This is a genomic window from Achromobacter sp. RT286_PF, from assembly GCF_059760425.1.
In genome coordinates this window covers 1-20,088 of the sequence record NZ_JCBAMR010000047.1, presented here as the reverse complement: position 1 = coordinate 20,088, position 20,088 = coordinate 1, and the positions used below count along the sequence as shown (strand labels likewise).

The window sequence follows — 20,088 nt, the reverse complement described above, 5'->3', positions numbered from 1 at the left end:
GGCTCCTTGGCTTAGTCCATCCACATGCCGCCGCTGATATCCAGCGACGTGCCCGTGATCCAGTTGGACGCGGGCGAGCACAGGAACAGCGCCGCCTGCGCGATGTCGTCGGGGTTGCCGTAGCGGCCAAGCGGCACCGTGCCGTTGGCCGAGGGCGCGCCCCCGCTGGTCACGCTGGCCCACATGGCGGTCTCGACCGGCCCGGGCGCCAGCGTGTTGGCGTAGACGCCATGCGGCGCGCCCGCCTTGGCGATCCAGCGCATCATGCCGTGCACCGCCGCCTTGGACGCCACATACGCCGGGCCCGACGCCACACCGCCGTTCTTGGCCGCAATCGAGCCTGCCGCCAGGATCTTGCCAAAACCCTGTCGGCACATCAGCGGAAACAGCTTGCGCGCCGGGTTCACCACGCCGCGTACATTGACGGACATCACCGCGTCCCATTCTTCGTCCGTGCTGTCGCCCAGCGGCGTGCGGGCGATGATGCCTGCGCACAGCACCAGAATGTCCACCCTGCCGTAGTCCGCCAGGATCTTGTCGATGACCTGGTCCGTTTCCAGGCGCGAGGTCACGTCATAGCGCCGGTAATCGATACCGCCGCCAAGCTCTTCCTGCTTAACGCAATCCGTCGCGATGACGCGCGCCCCGGCCTGCCGGAACGCCTTGGCGATTGCCTGCCCCATGGCGCCCGCGCCGCCCGTGATCAATGCCACCTGGCCTTCAAGACTTGCCGGGCCGCTCATATGCTGTGCCATCTTTCTTGTCTCCTGGTTATGTTCTTGGGTTGCGCGCGGCCGTCAGCGCAGCGTCGCCGTGGCCGACATCGCCAATTCCCCGTCCGGTCCGCGCGCCCACAGCGCCAGCGACCCGTCTTCATTCGTATGCCCTTCGATACGAAAGCCGCGCGACACAAACAGCGGGCTCACACCACGAAATTCAAAGCTGGCCAGTGCTCGTCCATCGCCATAATCCAGCGCCAGCTGCTGCAACAGCGTGGCGGTCAGCGGGCCGTGCACCACCAGGTCCGGATACCCTTCTTCGTTGCGAGCGTAAGCCTGGTCGTAATGGATGCGATGGCCGTTGAACGTCAATGCCGAATAGCGAAACAGCAGCGTCGTGTCAGGCTGCACGTCGCGGCCCCAACGCGCCTGGCCCGCATAGGGTTCGGCCGGAGCGGCCGCCGCCGCGCCCGCCGGGGTGGCCCCGCGGTAGACGATGTCCTGCTCTTCGATGATGCAGGTAGCGCCGTTGCACTGCGTGGCGTGCTCCACCGTGACGAACCACAGCGACCCGCGCTTGCCTACCTTGTTCTCAACCTTCTGGATGCGGCTGCGGCGCGTCGCCTCGGCGCCGATCGGCAGGTCCGCCACATAGCGCAGCCGGCTGCCCGCCCACATGCGGCGCGGCAATTCAATCGGCGGCAGAAATCCCCCGCGCTTGGGGTGGCCGTCGGTGCCCAAGCCGCTGCGGCGCACGGCGGGGTTGAAGAACAGCCATTGCCAGCCGGGTGGCAGGGGCCGGCCGGCGCCGGGCGCGTCGTCACGGTCCAGCGTGGCTGCCATGGCCTGCACCACCATCGCGTCGATGTGCTGCGTACGCACCTCTTCGCGGCCAACCCACTCATCGTATGCATTGCTCACGCCTGCGCTCCTAAGCGAGTTTTGCGTTAAAGACGTCGGCGGGATAGGGCTTGAAGTCCCGCACCAGCTTGAAGCTTCCGCCCGAGGCGGCCTGGATGATGCCTTCCTGGCGCGCGCCGCGATGGTCGCCCGCCTTGAACGTGACTTGGCGCGCCCCGCCTATCGTCTCGTTGGTCATCGTTTCCATTACGTCGACCAGGCTGGCGCGCGTCAGCGGCTTGCCGCTGGTCAACAGCATCTGGAAGCCTTTGACGAACAGCGCGCCGTTGCTCCAGCCGTTCAAGCCAAACACGCCGATGGGGTCTTGGGGATAGAGCCTGGCCACGGTGTCGCGGTACGCCTTGATGTTGGCGTCGTCGGCGTCCACCGGCATCAGCCACGACGAAAAATACGCGCCGTCCAGCAGCGGGCCGGCCAACTTGTAGGTGGTGGGGTCCGCGGTGAAGAACGGCGCCATCCACTTGCCCTGGAACCCAAGGCGATCCGCCGTTTTTAACGCCGCGGCCAGGTTGGCGTTGGACCCGAACAGGATCACCACATCGGCCCGCGCATTGGCGATGCGCCGGATATGCGGCGTGAAGTCCGTGCTGCGCACTTCAAAGGGAATTGATTCGGCGGGCTGCTTGTTGTGCGCGGCCATCAACAAGTCGAAGCCCCGCTTGGCGGAGCGGCCAAGCTCGTCGTTTTCCCACAGCAAGGCCACGCGGCCGGCGCCCAATCCGTCAAACGCGTAGTCCAGGTTGGACGCCGCCGACCAGCCATAGTCGGGCAGCAGCGGAAACACCAGGCGTTCGGCAAACAGCGCGGACGCCCCGCCGATAGGGCCGATCATGGGCAAACCCACTTCCTTGGCGTAGGGGATGACGGCGACCGACTGCGCGGTGCCCACCGGCGCGGCCAGTGCGAAGATCTTGTTTTCTTCCACCAACCGGCGCGTCACGGCCACGCTGCGGGCGGGTTCATAGCCGTCGTCATAGCTCACGGCCTTGATCTTCCAGCCGTTCAACGCATCGGTTTCATTGACCCATTTGAAGCAGGCATCCGCCGCGCGGGACAAGATGGCATAGAACGGCACCGGTCCGGTGATCGGCGTGAAGGCGCCTACCGTGACCGTTTTGCCGGCCACGTCGATGCCCGGGGAAACGGATTGCGCGCGCGCCCAGCCCGGAAGCGAAATCGAGGCTGCCGCGGCACAGCCGGAAAGAAAAGTCCTTCTGCGCACGGTGATGTCTCCTGGTTGTTCTTCGGTTGCCGCCGTCTGCTGAGCGACTAAGAATGCATTCTATATTTTTATGGAGGCATAAAAATACGGGCTTTCCCTAGGCAAAAAAGACCTTATAAGCCAAATACGCCACATATAGAATGCATTCTTTCACGCCATATCATCAGGAGGCAGCATGTCTACCCCACCGCTTGCGGGCCGCAGAGTGATCGAATTGGGCACCATGCTGGCCGCCCCCTTTGCCTCGCACATCCTGGCGCAGTTGGGCGCCGAAGTGATCAAGGTGGAACCGCCACGCGGCGATCCCACCCGTAGCCTGGTGCGAGGCGGCCCCAGTGGCACCTTCATCGCGTATAGCCACGGCAAGAAAAGCGTCTGCATCGATCTGGCGCGGCCCGACGGCCACGCAGCGTTCATGGCGCTGCTGGCGACGGCGGACGCGCTGGTCCACAACCTGGCGCCCAAGGCCGCGCGCAAGCTGAAGCTGACGCGCGGCGACTGTCAGGCCGCCAACCCCCGTTTGATCTACTGCCATATCCGAGGCTACGCGCATGGCCCGCAGGCCGACGACCTGGCCTCGAACCCGGTGGCGGAGGCGTCCACGGGCGTGATGGAGGCCAACCGCGTCAACGGCCGCCCCAGCCGGCTGGGCCCGTCCTACCACGACCAATTCGCGGGCGCCTACGCCGTCATCGGCATGCTGGCCGCGATGCTGCAACCGCAAACCGCGCAAGAAGGCGGCCATGTCGAAATCGGCCTCTACGAAACCGGCTTGCACGTGGCAGCGCGCGATCTGGTGGGCGTGCAATTGAAGACGCAGCTGCTGGGCCGCCCCGAGCGCGAGCCGCATGGCGAATTCAGCATGCCGGGCTATGGCGCCTATCTGACGTCGGACGAACGCTGGATGTACTTGTTGATGCTGACCGACGCACACTGGCTGAAATTCTGCCAGGCGCTTGATTTGCCGCAAGCGCATGACGCGTCGCTGGCGGCGCTGAAAGACAGAAAGAAAGCCCGCGAACAGGTCGAGGAAATCGTCAAGACCGCCGTCGCCGCGCACCATTTCGATGATCTGGCCAAGCGTCTGAAGGAGGCGGGCGTGGGCGCCACGGAAGTGCTGCCGCTGGAACGGGTGCTTGAGGCGGAACAGGCGCGCCAGCCGGGCAAGCTGCGCGGCGTGCGCTATCGCGATCTGGCGTTCGACGTGCCGGAGTTTCCGCGCCTGGACGGTCAGGAAGGCCATGGGCGAACCCTGCCTCCGCCTGACCTGGGCGAACACACGCTGGAAGTACTGCACGCGGCGGGATTATCGCCAGACCAATGCCGCGCCCTCTTGGAGGATGGCGCGGTGTCCGCGGTGAATGCCGGCGAATTTGCTTGGGCGCCGGTGCGCCGTCAGGCATAAAGACAAAAAGGGGTGCTTGCCGCGCGCCCGACAACAATCAAGGAGACTGCAAGTGAAACAGCTCAACAGGATGTCGGGCCTGATACGCGCCGTGGTGGCCGGTGTGATGTTGGCCACGACAGGATCGGCCCTGGCCGACTACCCCGAAAAGCCGATCCGTCTGGTGGTGGGTTTTCCGCCAGGCGGCGGCGCGGATTTCGTGGCGCGCCAGGTGGCGCAGCGCTTGGGCGTAGCGCTCAATGCGAATGTGATTGTCGATAACAAGGCGGGCGCCAATGGCGTCATCGCCGCCGCCGACGTGGCCCGTGCGCCCGCCGACGGCTACACGCTGCTGCTAGGCGTGACAGCATCGCAATCGATCAGCCCCGCCTTGTCTCCCAAGCTGCCCTACGACCCGCAACGCGACTTCACCCCGATCACCGAAGTCGGCTACACGCCGTTGGTGCTGGTGGTGAACCCGAGCTTGCCGGTCAAGACCCTGGAGGAATTCCTGCGGTACGCCAAGGCCAGCAAGGCACCGGTGCCCTATGGGTCTGCCGGCATCGGCAACATCACGCACATGACCGCCGAGTTGTTTGTGCAGTCTTCCGGGGTGTCAAACTTTCAGCATGTGCCCTACAAGGGCAGCAGCCAGGTCTTGACCGACCTGATCGGCGGACGTGTCGATGCCTATTTCGATACCCTGCCCTCGTCGCTACCCTTCATCCAAAGCGGCCAGGTGCGCGCGTTGGCGGTGACCAGCGCGGTGCGCTCCGGCACCGCCCCGAACATTCCCACCATGCAGGAAGCCGGCTTGCCGGCCTTCCTGACGACCACGTGGTTCGGCGTGCTGGCCCCGCCGAACCTGAGCCCCGCGCTGACCGACCGGCTGTACGACGCGCTGCGCCGCGGCCTGAATGACCCACAGGCGCGGCAGGCGCTGGTGTCGCGCGGGGTAGAGCCCGTGCTGGAGTCACCCGCGCAATTCACGGCCGACCTGAAAACAGACCTGCAACGCTGGCGCGACGTGGCGCAAAAGGCCAATATCAAAGTGGATTAGGTTTATTGCCTGGTATCGGTTTCAGCCTGGCGCGATGCCGCCTTGCGCCTGAACCGCCAACCTTATCCTGCCAGCCCTAACCCCCCACCCTTCCCCCGCAATGCCGGCACACCCTTGCGTCGCGAAGAATGCGCCCCGCGCAGCGCGGGCAATCGACATGCGTTGGCGCAACCGGTACACGCGCACGGGGTGAGCGGTCCGGCAGCGTCAGCAGAAAAGCACCCGCCAGCGGCGGGCTGATCAGGACGGCCAGCACCGTCCAGCCGATGCCGCGACGGCCACGGCCGGCGGCCATGACGCCCACCACCACCGCCAGCACGACCCAAAGAAGAATAAGCAGGAACATATCGCGATGTTAAACCGCGCCTAACGAGAGTAATCTGCTGCCAGGGAGACATCCCGATGTGAGTGGTCAGAAGTTCGTCAGGAACCTTGCAGCGCGTTGGCAAACGCGTCTGCAAACCCGTATGCAACCTAAAAAGGAAGCGCAAATGAACAAGATCTCTTCAACATGGCGTAGGACCACGCTGGCGGCGGTTACGTTGGGCGTGGCAAGCGTGCTGTTCGCGGGGTGCACGACGAATGGCCCCAAGGCGACCCCGACCTCCGCCGAAAAACGGCAGGAACTCAATACCGCCGCCAACGCCACACTGACCCAGCTGTACGCAGCGTCCCCGCAGTCCAAGCAGTTGGTACAGCGCGCCCGTGGCGTGCTGGTGTTTCCCGCCGTGCTCAGCGCCAGCTTCATCGTGGGCGCGGAACATGGCTCGGGCGTGCTGCGCGTGAATGGCCAGGACACCAACTACTACAGCATCACGGGGGGGTCGATCGGCTTTCAGGCGGGCGCGCAGTCCAAGGCCATGGTGCTGCTTTTCATGACGGATGACGCCTTGGCCAAGTTCCGCGCCAGTAGCGGCTGGACGATCGGGGCGGATGCCACCGTTGCCGTCGCAAAGCTGGCCGCCAACGGGGCGCTTGATTCGTACACCGCCCAGCAGCCTATCGTCGGCTTTGTGCTGAACAATGGCGGCCTGATGGCGGGCGTGTCTATCGACGGCAGCAAGATATCGCCGTTGACGCTGTAATTGCATGACTGGCCGCCTGCCGCTGTGTTGAACGGCATGGGCGGCCAGGGTTCACTCATCTGCTGCCCTGCGATGGCGCGGCGCCTGGCTTACGCGCCCGTCGCCATCGCCTTTCCCTTTTCAGGCCAACATCGGCTCCATGTCGGGATCGCCTTTCTTCATGGCGTGGCGATACGCGTCGCGCGCGCCGATGCGCTGAAGGTACGCCAGGATGTTCGGATACGGCGACAAGTCGTAGGGATAGAACAGCCGCATCGTCGTCAGCGAAAACACCGCGACAATGTCGGCCGCCGTCAGCACATTACCCGCCAGGTAATGCGTGTTGCCCAATTGCTTGTCGACCAGCGCCAGCGCCTGCTGGCGGCGCGCGTCGGCAAACTGCGCCACGGGTTTGTCGGCGGGCACCTCGGCGCGGGCCAGCACCATGTTGCGCATCAGCGCCGGTTGCAGCGAGCCGTTGGCGAAGTGGAACCAATACAGGTAGTCGGCATAGGCGGGGTCGCTGGGTGGCACGCTCAGTTGGCCATCGCCATACCGGGCCAGGATGTATTCGACGATAGCCGTGGATTCGGCCAGCACGGTGTCGCCGTCGGTGATGATCGGGGCAGTGCCCAGCGGGTGCAGGGCCTTGTATTCCGGCGGCGCCAGACGCGTGTGGGCGTCCCGGTCGTAGACCTTCAGGTTGTACGGGATGGCAAGTTCTTCGCACAGCCAGACAATACGTTCGGACTGCGATTTACCCAGATGGTGCACGGTCAGCATGAAAGTCCTTTAGAAAGGGGTAGCGCCGGGAAAGCAACGTTGCCACTCTACGCCGCTTTGCCCCCATCGGCATCGCCGCCGTCCACGCGCCGAGCCCGCGCCAAAACCCCGCGCGGCACCGGCTTGCTACACCTTTCGCGCAGCTTGTTAACGGATAGATACATAACGCACAAGGTCAGCAATTACCAGATGCAATCAGCGTGCTAATTTAGGCGCCCGTAACCGCCCACGTCCGGGGCGGCCGTCCAAAGGCCCCTACTTTTCATGAACATGCATAAGACGCCTGCTCGCGATATGAACCCCGCCAAGCGCAATCAACGCCTATCCCGCATCCTGCCGCTGGCGTTCGGCCTGGCCCTGGCCGCGGCGTCGCCGATGATCGCGGCGCAAAGCGACCCCGTGCGCGCCCATTCGCCGGCGCAGCAAAACGGTGCGGCGGCCCAGCCCCAGACACAGATTCAGACCCCGGCGCGGGCACCGGCGCCCACGCAGCAAAACAGCGCGACGGCCCTGGCGCCGGTCACCAAGACGGACATACGCAACCAGGCCGCCTACGAGCGCCTGATGAACAATAGCGGCGTCACCGTGCAGTGGCTGTGGTCGGCCGATCGGGGCCAGCTCAGCGCCAAGGACGTCAATGACGTCGTGCGCATCGACGGCACGCAGGCCAACTTCGAAGGCACCCTGAAAATCAACGGCGAGATCGTGTCCATCGACAGCGACCGCTTTGTCTTTCGCGGCACCATCCTGATTCTGGACGCGCCCGAGAAAGGCCGCCGCTGCGAACGCACGGGCGACTATGAATTCCGCGCCACCGGCAAGCGCAAGTACTGGCGCTTGCAGCAGATGGAAAGCTGCGGCCGCCTGACCGATTACGTCGATATCTACTATTGACGCGATTGACGCGATTGACGCGACGGGGCTATTGACGCTTCAGCGTGCCCCGACATTCCGGCATCTGCCGCCCCCCGGCTCCGCACACCAACGAGGTTTCGCATGATCGATGAACACGACAAGCAGCATCTGGCGCGTTGCGTGGCGCTGGCGCGACAGGCGCTGGAATCTGGCGACGAGCCCTTTGGCTCGGTGCTGGTGTCCGCCCAAGGCGAAGTGCTGTTTGAAGACCACAACCACGTTGCGGGCGGCGACCACACGCAGCATCCCGAGTTCGAGATCGCGCGCTGGGCGGCCAACAACGTGCCGCCTGCCGAACGCGCCTCCTGCACCGTCTACACGTCGGGCGAACATTGCCCGATGTGTTCCGCCGCGCATGGCTGGGTGGGGCTGGGCCGCATCGTCTATGCCAGTTCGTCGCAGCAGTATCGGCAATGGATGCAGGAATGGGGCGTGGCGCCGTCGCGTGTGAAACCCTTGGCCATTCAGGACGTTATTGACGGCGTGGCCGTCGATGGTCCAGTGGCCGAATTCGCAGAACAGGTCAAGCAGCTGCATCAGGAAAAGCTGCGCCGCCGCGCGTAGTAGCGCGGCACCCTGCACTGCGTAGCGGGCACAAGCACACCCGCCCCACACCGAAACCGAAGGAATCCCGCATGCCCTCTAACAGCGTCAAATGGATCGTCAGCATTGTGTTGGGGCTGCTTATCGGCAAGGTCAGCTATGGCGTGCTGCTTCCGCTTTTGCTGGCCGGCTTGCCCGATCCTGACGCGGCGGACGGCGACACAATGATGTACATCGGCACCGGAGTCTGGCTGCTGATCACCGTGGTGGCCGCGGTATTGCTGGCCCGCATTGCGGACCTGCGCCGCCTGATTGGCTGGGGTTTCGTGGTGCTGGGCGTGGCGTTGATGCTGACCATCCCCGCTACGATGTTGACCATGGATTTCAGTGCGCATCAGGCAGCCACGGCGGGCGCGCAAGCAGCCGACGACGCCAACACAGCGCTGTTTTTCTGGGCCCTGATATTCGGGCTGCCCTATGTCGGCGGCGGCCTGGCGCTGACCATCCTGGGCGCGGTGCTGATCCGCAAAAGCCGCGAGCCCGCCGCGCCCGCCACCCCCACCATTTAACTATCCGGCCAAGCTGCCGTTGTTAAAGACAGCGGCCCCGAAGCGCCATGCCCTCCGCGCGGCCGCGCCGGGTTCGCCGTTCCCTGAACCCACCTTGCCGTAGCGAATGACCCCATCCAACGACACGATCGACACCCTGCTCGCGCGCCGCGCGCAACTGCGCGAATGGCTTGACGCCGGCCAATACGACGACCTGGACGCCCTATTGGAAGCGGCCGCCTTGCGCTGGCTGGACAGCGACGGAGAAAGCTATGGGTATCGGTGGATGCTGGACGTCATCAGCGATCCGCAACGTGCGCCCGCCGACAACCTGGCCCGCGTGCGCGCCTGGCGCGATGCGCGCCCGGCGTCGTATCACGCCCACCTGGCCTACGGCAACCAATGGGAAAGCATTGCCGGCCTCATACGCAGCAGCAACACTGCCGACTACGTAAACGATGCCCAGTGGGCCGGCGCGATGATGGCCCGCGACCATGCCGTGGCGGCATTCCTGCACGCCATGGCCTTGCACGAACGCCCCGTGGTGGCCGTGCAGCGCACCATGCGCGTATGCGCGTACCTGGACGAGCCCGACTGGCTGGCCGACTTGCTGGAACATGGCGTGGCCGCGTCGCACGACGGCTTGCAGGCAAGCTGGCCGCCCGACGTCTGGGAGCAGGCGCTGCGCCTGCTGGACGAACGCAGCGGCATGGGGCTGGCCGAACTACCGCCCTCGCGGCCCGACGGCCTGCCCCCGCGCACGCCCCAGGACAAGGACGACCCCAAGACCTATTGGCTGCGCACGTCGCTGGCGCTGCGCCCGAACGACCTGAGCGCGCTGATCAGCTACCTGTACTTCCTGTACCCGCGATGGAACGGCAGCCATGCCGACATGCAGGCTTTCATCGACGGCCCGGTCTGCGCCGGGCTGACCGACGCACAGCGCGAAGAGCTGCGGTTTTACAAAGAACTGGATTATCTGGGCTACCCCGCCTTCTACCCGGAAGTGGACGACGACGAACGCAACGCGGCGTTTTGCGACGCCTTCGAGCAATGGCTGACGCTGGATGTGTCCGCCGAATTGCAATGCCGCGCGCTGTGCCACTACGCCAACTTCCAGACCGCGCGCGCCCGCCGTGAAGACGACGACGGCGACGTGCACTGGAACGCCGGACTGTTGCAGCACGCCTACGCGTTGTTGACGCGCGCATGCGCCGTGGCGCCCGCCAACATCGACCTGGCGGACGACGCTTATCCCGGCGTGCTGTTCACCTTGCAGGCCTGCGTGTGGTTTCAGGGCATGCCGGACGCACAGCGCCTGTTCCCGCTGGTTCTGACGCGCGGCGCGCACTGGGGCGACGATGTGGAAGCCGTCTTGCTGGCAGCGGTGGGCAGCAAGTTTGGCCTGTTCGGCTTGCAGGTGGACGAGCTGGACACCCAGGCCTTGCTTGAACGCGGCTTTGCGCTGGACGGCAAGGACCGCTCTTTCAACCTGGCGCAGCTGGGCCGCAACCTGTGGGGCGACGTGTCGCCCGAGGCCGCGCTGTTCCTGTGGCAGGAAGGGGCCCGGCGCCAGCGCGCCGACGCGCTGATGTCGCTTAGCGAGCTGTATGCCGGCAAGATCGACGCCAACTATCCGGGCATCGACAAGGCCGCCGCAAGAAATTTCCTGACGCAGGCCGCCGAAGCGGGCGACCTGATTGCGCGCAACAACCTGGCCTACGCCGCCATCGACGAAGGCCGCGACATTGCGGCGCATGAATACCAGACGTACCGAGGCTGGCTGGAAAACAATTGGCGCGTGGCCGACCGGGGCTCGCGCATGGAAGCCATGGCGGCGCGCAACCTGAGCTGGCTGATGCTGATGCACAGCGGGTCGGAAGAAGACCAGCGCGCCGCGCTGGACAGCGTGCTGCCCTGGCTGTGGAACCAGGACCACGACGGCGACCGCGAAACCGCCGCCCGCAGCTACGCCATCGCCTTCATGGAAGGCCGTGGCTGCGAGGCCAACGCCTATCTGGCCCACGTATGGATTGCCCGCGCGCTGGCCTTGTCGCCCGATAACGAATACCTGCAACGCCTTAGCGCCGAGATCAACGACGCCAGCGGCTGGTTTGGCGGATGGCGCTTGCGCCGCCGCCTGGCGCGCGACCGCGCCGGCATGGACGAACGCGCCCGCGAACTGACGTTTGCGGGCGATGACGGCGAGGGTGACGGCGGAAGCGGCAGCGCTGCCAACGCCGGCTAGGCGACGGGTGCGACGGTCAGCGATGGGCGCATCGTCTTGCGTCCGGGTTGCTTGAGGTCGCTTCAGGTCGCTTCAGGCCGCTTCGAACCGATTCAGCTCGCCCCAGACCGCTTCCCTCGGCTCAGCCCGCCTGCGCACGCGCCACGTCCCACTGGCGCATCAGCTGCGTGATGGCGGCGTCGAACACCGCGTGGCGCACGCCGTCGCGCGCCGCGATGGACACGCCCAACAGAAAGCTGTTGAACACCGTGGCCAGCGCCTTGGCATCCGTGGCGGGGTCCAGCTCGCCGCTGGCGATGCCGCGTTCCACGCAGCGGATAAAACCCGCATACGTGCGCTGGCGCGACTGCGTCAAGGGCTGCGTCACGGCGGTGTGCTCGGGGGCGGGCGCACTCATGACGCCCAGTGCCACCATGCACCCTTTGGGATGGTGGCGTTCGCACTGCATTTTGGTCGAGCGGCGCAACGCCAGCTCAATGGCCTGTGCCGGAGGCAGGGCGTCGTCCCACAGGCTCTCCGTGACGCGCCCGTACGTGTCCAGGTAGCGCTGAACGGCCTCTTGGTACAGCGCCTCTTTCGAGCCGAACGCCGCATAGAAGCTGGGCGCGGAAATGCCGCCGCCGATGCCCGCTTTCAGCTGGCTCAGCGACGTTGATTCATAGCCTTGTTCCCAAAATAAATGCAGCGCCTGATCCACCGCCTGTTCGCGGTCGAACGCGCGTGGCCTGCCCATTTGCGCCATGCCGGTGCCTCCGTTGAAATCAGCGACTCGAAATTCGCGACATCAATACTAATCGATACAAAAGTCGTTGACAACGCGAAAGCCTCGCCTCTACATTTATATCAATCGGTACACATGTATCGTCGAATTCGGAACCACCGTCGCCCTGACGGCCCACCAAACAACCACCGCCCGAGCACCGCAACAGCCTGCCTGCCCGGGCAAGAAAAGGATTTTGTGTGACATCCCCTACCCTGACCCCCGCGCCGACCGCGCCCGACCGCCTGCCCGTCGCGGGGCTGCTGGCGCTGGCCATGACCGGCTTTATCTGCATCGTCACCGAGACCCTGCCCGCCGGGCTGCTGCCCCAGGTCGGTGCCGGGCTGGGCGTAAGCCAGGCATGGGCCGGGCAGATGGTGACCGCCTACGCATTGGGATCATTGCTGGCCGCCATCCCGCTGACGATCGCCACGCGCGGCTGGCGCCGCCGCACCGTGCTGCTGATGACCATCATCGGCTTCCTGGTCTTCAACTCCGCCACCGCGCTGTCGACGAATTATTGGCTGACGCTGGTCGCACGGTTCTTCGCCGGCGTGGCGGCCGGGCTGGCATGGAGCCTGATCGCAGGCTATGCGCGGCGCATGGTGGCGCCGTGGCAACAGGGGCGCGCACTGGCGTTGGCGATGGTGGGCACGCCCGTAGCGCTGTCGCTCGGGGTACCGCTGGGCACCTTGTTGGGGGCCACGGTGGGTTGGCGCATGGCATTCTGGATCATGTCCGCGCTGACCTTGGTGCTGATTGCCTGGGTGCTGGCCAAGGTGCCCGACTACCCGGGCCAGTCGTCGCACGAACGCATGCCGCTGCGCCGCGTGTTCCTGACGCCGGGCGTGCGCCCGGTGTTGGCCGTGGTGATCGCATGGATGCTGGCGCACAACATCCTCTATACCTACATCGCGCCGTTTGTGGCGCCGGCCGGGTTGGGCAAGCGCGTGGACCTGGTGTTGCTGGTGTTCGGCACGGCCGCCCTGGCGGGCATCTGGGTGACCGGCAAACTGGTGGACCGCCATTTGCGCGCCACCGTGTTGGCCAGCCTGGGCGCGTTCGGCGTGACCGCGCTGGTGTTTGGCGTGGCGCCCGTTACCCCCGCCATTGTTTACCTGGGCGTGGCGGTGTGGGGCGTAAGCTTCGGCGGCGCCGCCACCCTGTTGCAAACCGCGCTGGCCGACGCGGCGGGCGACGGCGCCGATGTGGCGCTGTCCATGAACGTGGTGGCCTGGAACGGGGCAATCGCCTCGGCCGGCGTGGTGGGCGGCATGCTGCTTGGGGCCTGGGGCGTTGCCGCGTTCCCCTGGGTGCTGCTGGCCTTGGTCGGCGTCGCCTTCCTGATTGCATGGGGTGCGCACGCCCATGCGTTCCGGCCCGGATTACGCACGTCCGGCGCGCTGGTGGCGGGCCATTAGCATCGCCGCGTACCTCACCGTGTGCCCCGCCGTATTCCCCGCCGTATGCCCCGCCGTGTGCCGCGCCGTGTCGATTGCAGTTTGATACGTTTGTTCACCCGGCGGGCGGGCCCACCTCGGGGCGTACCAGTACAATTCCCGCCACTTCTTGCTTCTGGTCCGCGCTTCGGCCGCCCTTTCCCCATGTCCAACCTTATCGTCCACGGCGGCACGCCCCTGCGCGGCCGCGTCATTCCCTCGGCCAACAAGAACGCGGTGCTGCCGATTCTGTGCGCCACGTTGTTGACCGACCAGCCGCTGACCCTGCATGGCGTGCCGGACATTACCGACGTGCGCAAGATCCTGGACATCTTTCGCACCTTGGGCAGCGAGGTAAAGCTGGATGAAGCCACGCGCACGCTGGCGCTGCATCATCGGCACACCGCGTTCGACGCCACCGCGCACCGCCTGCCCGAAGAGATGCGCTCGTCGATCATGCTGGTGCCGCCGCTGCTGGCGCGCTTCGGGGTGGCTCGGCTGGAAGACAACGTCAAGGGGTGCACGCTGGGCGTGCGCGAAATCGATCCGCACGTGGACATCTTCCGTTCGTTCGGCGGGCAGGTGGAACGCGCCAGCGGATCGTTGCTGGTGCGCAGCAGCGGGCCGTTGACGGCCACGCATCACTGGCTGGATTACGCGTCGGTCACCACCACCGAGAACTTCGTGCTGTGCGCGGCCGCCGCGCAAGGCGAATCCACGCTGACCAACGCCGCGTCCGAGCCGCACGTGCAGGAGTTCTGCCGCTTCATGGTGATGATGGGCGCGGACATCGACGGCATCGGCACGTCGCGCCTGACCGTGCGCGGTGGCGCAACGCTGGGCGGCGGCGAGTTCACCTTTGAAGAAGATTTCCACGAGATCACCACGTTCCTCGCGCTCGGTGCGATCACCGGCGGCGATGTCGTGGTGCGCAACCGCACGCCGGGCAACTTCCCGCTGATCGACCGCACCTTTGCCAAGTTCGGCGTCACGATCGAACACAAGGACGGCTGGTCGCGCGCGCTGCGCACCGGCCCGCTGAAGGTGCAAACGCCCTTCACCAGCAACGTGCTGACCAAGGTGGAAGCCGCGCCGTGGCCATACTTTCCGGTGGACCTGCTGCCCATCTTCATCGCGCTGGGCGTGTGCGCCGAAGGCAACGCCATGTTCTGGAACAAGGTCTATGACGGCGCGCTGGGCTGGACGGGCGAGCTGTCCAAATTCGGCGCGCACGTGTTTTCTTCGGACCCGCACCGCGTGGTGACGTTCGGCGGCATGCCGCTGACGCCCGCCGTGGTGGAAAGCCCCTACATCATCCGCGTGGCGATCGCGCTGTTCATGGTCGCCAGCAGCATCAAGGGGCGTTCCGAAATCCGCAACGCGACGCCGATTCGCCGCGCGCATCCGCAGTTCGTGGAAAACCTGCGCAGCCTGGGCGTGCAGGTGGAATGGGCGACCGAGGAATAGTGGCCCCGGCGCCCATGGCTCACAAGCCGTCGGCCGACGTACCCGCTGCCCGGTTCAAGAATTCCAGCACCGCCAGGTAAGACCCCTCGTTGCCCGCCGCATTCGCGGCTGGCGTACCCCCCGCGTCCAGCAGCAGGCCCGACATTGCGTGCGGCTTGCTGATCAGCGTGGCCGGCAGGTACGGGTAGTGCACGTGATGCCCCGCCCCCATGCACACGTGGTGGAACGTGGGCAGCCCATGCGCCTGGCGCTGGCGCATCACCATTTCGGAATACGCGGTGCTGGGCCAGAAGCCGTCATCGGACGCGCTGATCAGCATGACCGGGCCGGGGTAGTTCTCGACCGGAATGCGTGCGCGCTCCACCGCCGCCGCATCGCGCGTGGCGCTTAGAAAGGCGTGGGTTTGCCGATACGGCGGCTCGGACGCGTAGGCCGCTTCCCAATCGGCACTGGCGTTGTTCTGCCACAGATGCGGTAGCGGCTCGCCGTTTTTCGTCCACACCTGCGCATCGCGGCCCGTGCCGGGCGAGCCCGCGCTGACCACGCCGTGCATGACGGGCGACGGCACGTAGGCGGCCACGGCGCTGACCAAATCGGGATAGTGCGAGGCCACCAGCAGCGAGGTCTCGCCGCCCCGGCTGATGCCTGACAGTGCCACGAAGCCGTCGCGCGGCGCCAGCTCGGCATGCGCCCAACGCAGCGCGTGTTCAAAATATTCCAGCGGCATGTCGTTCAGGTACTTCGGGCGGCCGTCGTAGTTGAAGATGGCCAGCGCCAGGCACTGGAAACCACGCGCGGCAAACAACGCAGCGCGCGGCGCGTTGACGCCGCCCGACGAGCCGTTCATGTAGATGACCAGCGGATGCGGCCCCGGCCCCGCCGGCGTATACAGTTCGCCCGAAACGGTCATGCCGCCCACCTGTTCGCGCACCGCGCGATGCGTGACGCCCTCTTCCAGAAAATCCTGCACCAGCTGCGCCGATGCGTGCTGCGTCCCGTCGGTGGCGTCGATCTGGATCACCAGCGGCTCGGTGCGATCCGGCGGAAACACCACGCGGCTCATGTCTTCGCACACCATGGACCACACCAGGCCCATGGCGGACGGCTCGGCGTAGCTGCCGGACACGGGGCTGTCGCGCCCCAGGTCCAGGCTGCCGTCGTGGCCCGCCACGAACACGGCTTGCGAGCGCCACGGCGCGCCGCACATCTGCATGCTGGCCCGGACGGTGATGAAGGCATAGGCCGGAAAGCCTTCGATGCGGATGTCGCGGGCGACGTCGATCAGAGCGATTTCGGGGCTGACGGTAATGCGGGCTTGGTCGGTCACGGTGCGTCCTTACGCTTTCAGATCGGTCTTGGGCACGCCGTTGGCCTTGATGACCTCGGCCCACATGGCGGATTCGTCGGCAATGACCTTGTCCAGGTCCGCCGACGACGTGAACTCAACGGCCACGCCCTGCTCGGCGAATTGCTGGATCAGGCCGGGGTCGCGCGTGCCTTCGCGCACGGCGTTCTCAAGCACCTTCACCACGTCCGCCGGCATGGCGGCGGGGCCGGAAATCATCATGCGCGTGTACAGCTCGAAGCCATCCACGCCCGCCTCTTTCATGGTGGGCACATCGGGCAGGCTGGACAGGCGCTTGTCGGCGGTCACGGCCAGCACCTTCAGCTTGCCCGACTTGATGTTGGCCAAGGCCGACGTGGGAAAGTCGAACGTGCTTTGCACCGTGCCGGCCATCAGGTCCAGCAGCGCGGGTCCGCTGCCCTTGTACGGCACGTCTTGAAACTGCGTGCCGGTCTTGGACTGGAAATGCAGCAACGCCAGGTGGTTGATAACGCCTCGCCCGGCATGGGCGCAAGTGATGTCGCCGGGCTTTTTCTTGGCCAGCGCAATGAATTCCTGCACCGAATTCACGCCCAGGTCGGGGTGCACGATCAACAGCATGGGCGATTTGCCCATTGACCCCAGCTGCTTGAAATCCGACTGCTGGTACGGCAGGTTGTTGTATAGCAAGGGGTTCAGGATCATGCCGTTGGTGCCGGCAAAGCCCAGCGTGTAGCCGTCGGGTTCGGCGCGCGCCACGGCCACGGTGGCGATGATGGCCTGGCCGCCCGGCCGGTTTTCCACCACCACGTTCTGCTTCAGGGTTTTGCCCATGCGCTCGGCCAGCGCGCGGGCCGCAATGTCGGTCAGGCCGCCGGGCGCAAAGCCCACCAGCAGGCGCACGGGGCGCGTCGGAAATGCGGTCTGCGCCCACGCAAGGCGCGAGGTGAGCGGCATCAGGGGCAGCGCGGCAAGCGCGGCCAGGGCATGGCGGCGGGACACATTCATACGACTCTCCAGCGGGGGGCAAGGGCAAAGACAAGGCAATGCGGCACCGTCCGCGCGTGCCATGACAAGACGCCGCGTGGCCGGACACAGGAAATGGGGAAAGACGCACAGGCCGCACGCCGAACAGCGGCGGTCACAATGACGGTATCTTGTATGCAATACCTTTGGACCGCCATTTAGGGATATCCCCAAAAGAAAAATGCCGGCATCGCTGCCGGCATTCTGGTCCGCTACTTGAAGTCCGCCCCCGGATCGTCACCGCCATAGGTGCTGGTGCCGTAGGACGTATCGACCTCGATCTTCACCTTGCTGGAATCCACCTGCGCCTCGTCGCTCTTGTAGTGCATGACCAGGCCGGGAAACGCCATCACCGCCGCCACCATCGCCAGCTGGATCACGATGAACGGGATAGAGCCGCGATAGATCTGGCCCGTGGTGACGGGCTCGATCATCCTGCCCGTGACCTTGTCCTTGTACCGGTCCTTGGGCGCCACCGATCTCAGGTAGAACAGCGCAAACCCAAACGGCGGGTGCATGAACGAGGTTTGCATGTTGACGGCCAGCAGCACGCCGAACCAGATCAGGTCGATGCCCAGCTTGTCGGCCACCGGCCCCAGCAACGGCACGATGATGAAGGCCAGTTCGAAGAAGTCCAGGAAGAAGGCCAGCACGAAGGTCAGCACGCTGACGGCAATCAAGAAGCCCAGCTCACCGCCCGGCAGGCTGATCAGCAGGTGTTCCACCCACAAATCGCCGTTGACGCCCCGGAAGGTCAGGCCGAACACCGTCGAGCCCACCAGGATGAACACCACGAAGGTGGACAGCTTGGTGGTGGTGTCCATGGCCTGCTTCATCAGGTTCAGCGTCAGGCGGCCACGGATCAGCGCCATGATGATGGCGCCCACCGCGCCCATGGCGCCGCCTTCGGTCGGCGTCGCCACGCCGATGAAGATGGTGCCCAGCACCAGGAAGATCAGGAACAGCGGCGGGATCATCACGAAGGTGACCCGTTCGGCCAGTGCCGACAGCAGGCCGATCTTGAAGACTTTGTTGACGCCGGCAATGATGAAGGCGGTCAGGCCCCAGATCAGCAGCGACAGCACAATCTGCTCGTCCACCGGCGCCGTATCGGCTTCGATGTATTGGCCGACAAAGTACGCGGACAGCGCCGAGATCACCATCAGCACCAGCAGCGAACGGCCGCCGCGCGTGCCGTTGGCTTCGTGAAACGACCGTGCTTCTTCAGGCAGCGCCGGCGCTGAATCGGGCTTCAGGTACGACTTGATGATGACGAACACCACGTAGGTGCCGGCCAGCAGGAAGCCCGGAACGATGGCGCCACGGTACATGTCGCCGATCGAACGGCCCAACTGGTCGGCCAGGATGATCAGCACCAGCGACGGCGGGATGATCTGCGACAGCGTGCCCGACGCGGCGATGATGCCGCTGGCCAGCCTGCGGTCGTAGCCATAGCGCAGCATGATCGGCAGCGAGATCAGGCCCATCGAGATGACCGAGGCCGACACCACGCCGGTGGTGGCGGCCAGCATCGCGCCCACGAACACCACCGCGATGGCCAGGCCGCCGCGCACGGTGCCGAACAACTGGCCGATGGTTTCCAGCAGGTCCTCGGCCATGCCTGATCGTTCAAGCACCAGCCCCATCAAGGTAAAGAATGGCACCGCCAGCAACGTGTCGTTGGAGATGATGCCGAAGATGCGTTGCGGCAAGGCCTGGAACAACGCCGCGTTCAAAAGGCCCAGTTCAATGCCGATCAACGCAAAAAGAATGCCGTTGGCCGCCAGCGCGAAGGCCACGGGAAAGCCCATGAGCAGGAACACCACCAAGGTGGCGAACATGATGGGGGCCATGTTTGCAGTCAAGAATTCCATGGTCAGCGTCCGTCCTGTCCGTGTTGATCGCGGGCGCCGCCGGGCGGCTTCCCACCTTGCGCCGCCAACGCTCGTTCTTCACGCACGCGCGCTTCTTCGGCGATTTCCAGCGCCAGGGCTTCTTCGGCGGAAATCTCGGTGGCGCGCGCGCCGGGGTCCGGGCACTTGCCCATCAGGAAACCCACGCACTTGATCAAGTGCGACAGGCCCGCCAACACCAGCAAGGCAAAGCCAACAGGAATCAGCAGCTTGACCGGCCAGCGCACCAGGCCGCCGGTATTGGACGACTGTTCATTCGTCACGAACGAATCCATGAACACCGGCCAGGACAGGTAGGTGATGAGCAGGCAGGCGGGCATCAGGAAGAAGATGACGCCGAAGATGTCGATGTAGATCTGCTTGCGCCGCGACAGGCGCGAGGACAGCACGTCCACGCGCACGTGTTCGTTGCGCAGCAGCGTGTACCCGGCGGCCAACAGAAAGATGGCGCCGAACAGGTACCACTGCATTTCAAGCCAGGCGTTGGAGCTGATCTGGAAGACCTTGCGCACGACGGCGTTGCCGGCGCTGACCAGGACGACGACCAGCGTCAACCACGTCACGCACCGGCCGACCACCGTGTTGATCGCATCGATCAAACGGGATAGGGCTAAGAGGGCATTCATGTTGGATATCCGGACCGGCGCGGGACTTACGCGCGGTCAATGTGCAACTTGAGGAGAGACAGACAGGACAGAGGCGAAAAAACAGCGGCAAAAATCCAGCAAGCGCGCGGGGATGCGGCACATCCC

General features: G+C 65.3%; 19 protein-coding genes. 9 read left to right on the top strand and 10 right to left on the bottom strand.

Annotated elements, in window-relative coordinates; genetic code table 11:
• Nucleotides 1-11: 11 nt before the first annotated feature.
• The 3 genes from AC6LJY_RS24880 to AC6LJY_RS24870 are packed head-to-tail and all read right to left on the bottom strand — an operon-like array spanning nucleotide 12 to nucleotide 2,862.
• A complete protein-coding gene (locus tag AC6LJY_RS24880; RefSeq protein WP_498136985.1) occupies nucleotides 12-755 on the bottom strand; it encodes an SDR family NAD(P)-dependent oxidoreductase in 744 nt (247 codons plus the stop codon).
• Between the two features lie 42 nt (nucleotides 756-797).
• Entirely contained in the window at nucleotides 798-1,640 is an 843-nt protein-coding gene (locus AC6LJY_RS24875; protein WP_314355740.1) for an HTD2 family dehydratase, read from the bottom strand.
• 10 nt (nucleotides 1,641-1,650) lie between these two features.
• Nucleotides 1,651-2,862: an ABC transporter substrate-binding protein gene (locus AC6LJY_RS24870; RefSeq protein ID WP_314355738.1), complete on the bottom strand. Its 1,212-nt coding sequence runs from the start codon at nucleotides 2,860-2,862 to the stop codon at nucleotides 1,651-1,653.
• Nucleotides 2,863-3,037: 175 nt separating this feature from the next.
• Here AC6LJY_RS24870 and AC6LJY_RS24865 point away from each other — a divergent pair, with 175 nt between their 5' ends.
• Together AC6LJY_RS24865 and AC6LJY_RS24860 are read left to right on the top strand one after the other, a co-directional pair.
• On the top strand, nucleotides 3,038-4,267 hold the full coding sequence (locus AC6LJY_RS24865) for a CaiB/BaiF CoA transferase family protein (RefSeq protein WP_498136984.1): 1,230 nt from the start codon (nucleotides 3,038-3,040) through the stop codon (nucleotides 4,265-4,267).
• Between the two features lie 52 nt (nucleotides 4,268-4,319).
• Nucleotides 4,320-5,306 carry a tripartite tricarboxylate transporter substrate-binding protein gene (locus tag AC6LJY_RS24860; protein WP_314355736.1) on the top strand — a complete coding sequence of 329 codons (987 nt, stop codon included), beginning with the start codon at nucleotides 4,320-4,322 and terminating at the stop codon, nucleotides 5,304-5,306.
• A 76-nt stretch (nucleotides 5,307-5,382) separates the two neighbouring features.
• On the opposite strand, the gene AC6LJY_RS24855 is transcribed toward AC6LJY_RS24860, so the two are convergent.
• A complete protein-coding gene (locus tag AC6LJY_RS24855) occupies nucleotides 5,383-5,652 on the bottom strand; it encodes a hypothetical protein (RefSeq protein WP_104145101.1) in 270 nt (89 codons plus the stop codon).
• A 145-nt stretch (nucleotides 5,653-5,797) separates the two neighbouring features.
• Here AC6LJY_RS24855 and AC6LJY_RS24850 point away from each other — a divergent pair, with 145 nt between their 5' ends.
• Nucleotides 5,798-6,391: a BPSL1445 family SYLF domain-containing lipoprotein gene (locus AC6LJY_RS24850; protein WP_104145100.1), complete on the top strand. Its 594-nt coding sequence runs from the start codon at nucleotides 5,798-5,800 to the stop codon at nucleotides 6,389-6,391.
• 120 nt (nucleotides 6,392-6,511) lie between these two features.
• Here the strand turns inward: AC6LJY_RS24850 and AC6LJY_RS24845 are convergent, their stop codons facing one another.
• Nucleotides 6,512-7,153: a glutathione S-transferase family protein gene (locus tag AC6LJY_RS24845; protein ID WP_498136983.1), complete on the bottom strand. Its 642-nt coding sequence runs from the start codon at nucleotides 7,151-7,153 to the stop codon at nucleotides 6,512-6,514.
• Nucleotides 7,154-7,417: 264 nt separating this feature from the next.
• Here AC6LJY_RS24845 and AC6LJY_RS24840 point away from each other — a divergent pair, with 264 nt between their 5' ends.
• The 4 genes from AC6LJY_RS24840 (at nucleotide 7,418) to AC6LJY_RS24825 (ending at nucleotide 11,407) form a co-directional block, all read left to right on the top strand.
• Nucleotides 7,418-8,047: a hypothetical protein gene (locus AC6LJY_RS24840; RefSeq protein ID WP_498136982.1), complete on the top strand. Its 630-nt coding sequence runs from the start codon at nucleotides 7,418-7,420 to the stop codon at nucleotides 8,045-8,047.
• 102 nt (nucleotides 8,048-8,149) lie between these two features.
• Complete coding sequence (locus AC6LJY_RS24835; protein ID WP_314355728.1) at nucleotides 8,150-8,632, top strand: nucleoside deaminase; 483 nt, start codon at nucleotides 8,150-8,152, stop codon at nucleotides 8,630-8,632.
• 71 nt (nucleotides 8,633-8,703) lie between these two features.
• A complete protein-coding gene (locus AC6LJY_RS24830; protein ID WP_498136981.1) occupies nucleotides 8,704-9,180 on the top strand; it encodes a hypothetical protein in 477 nt (158 codons plus the stop codon).
• A 106-nt stretch (nucleotides 9,181-9,286) separates the two neighbouring features.
• Nucleotides 9,287-11,407 carry a DUF4034 domain-containing protein gene (locus AC6LJY_RS24825; RefSeq protein ID WP_498136980.1) on the top strand — a complete coding sequence of 707 codons (2,121 nt, stop codon included), beginning with the start codon at nucleotides 9,287-9,289 and terminating at the stop codon, nucleotides 11,405-11,407.
• A 121-nt stretch (nucleotides 11,408-11,528) separates the two neighbouring features.
• Here AC6LJY_RS24825 and AC6LJY_RS24820 read toward each other — a convergent pair whose 3' ends face one another.
• Complete coding sequence (locus AC6LJY_RS24820) at nucleotides 11,529-12,149, bottom strand: TetR/AcrR family transcriptional regulator (RefSeq protein ID WP_498136979.1); 621 nt, start codon at nucleotides 12,147-12,149, stop codon at nucleotides 11,529-11,531.
• Nucleotides 12,150-12,442: 293 nt separating this feature from the next.
• On the opposite strand from AC6LJY_RS24820, the gene AC6LJY_RS24815 reads away from it, so the two are divergent.
• Both AC6LJY_RS24815 and AC6LJY_RS24810 read left to right on the top strand, forming a co-directional pair.
• Nucleotides 12,443-13,588, top strand: a complete 1,146-nt coding sequence (locus AC6LJY_RS24815) for an MFS transporter (protein ID WP_498136995.1) — start codon at nucleotides 12,443-12,445, stop codon at nucleotides 13,586-13,588.
• A 183-nt stretch (nucleotides 13,589-13,771) separates the two neighbouring features.
• Entirely contained in the window at nucleotides 13,772-15,073 is a 1,302-nt protein-coding gene (locus AC6LJY_RS24810; protein WP_120156097.1) for a UDP-N-acetylglucosamine 1-carboxyvinyltransferase, read from the top strand.
• 19 nt (nucleotides 15,074-15,092) lie between these two features.
• Here AC6LJY_RS24810 and AC6LJY_RS24805 read toward each other — a convergent pair whose 3' ends face one another.
• The 4 genes from AC6LJY_RS24805 to AC6LJY_RS24790 form a co-directional block, all read right to left on the bottom strand.
• Nucleotides 15,093-16,400 carry an acyl-CoA thioester hydrolase/BAAT C-terminal domain-containing protein gene (locus tag AC6LJY_RS24805; protein ID WP_498136978.1) on the bottom strand — a complete coding sequence of 436 codons (1,308 nt, stop codon included), beginning with the start codon at nucleotides 16,398-16,400 and terminating at the stop codon, nucleotides 15,093-15,095.
• 9 nt (nucleotides 16,401-16,409) lie between these two features.
• Nucleotides 16,410-17,405, bottom strand: a complete 996-nt coding sequence (locus AC6LJY_RS24800) for a Bug family tripartite tricarboxylate transporter substrate binding protein (protein WP_314355717.1) — start codon at nucleotides 17,403-17,405, stop codon at nucleotides 16,410-16,412.
• A gap of 230 nt (nucleotides 17,406-17,635) precedes the next feature.
• Entirely contained in the window at nucleotides 17,636-19,297 is a 1,662-nt protein-coding gene (locus tag AC6LJY_RS24795; protein ID WP_498136977.1) for a TRAP transporter large permease, read from the bottom strand.
• A 2-nt stretch (nucleotides 19,298-19,299) separates the two neighbouring features.
• Nucleotides 19,300-19,962, bottom strand: coding sequence for a TRAP transporter small permease subunit (locus AC6LJY_RS24790; RefSeq protein ID WP_219990356.1), 663 nt, complete (start codon nucleotides 19,960-19,962; stop codon nucleotides 19,300-19,302).
• Between the last annotated feature and the right edge of the window lie 126 nt (nucleotides 19,963-20,088).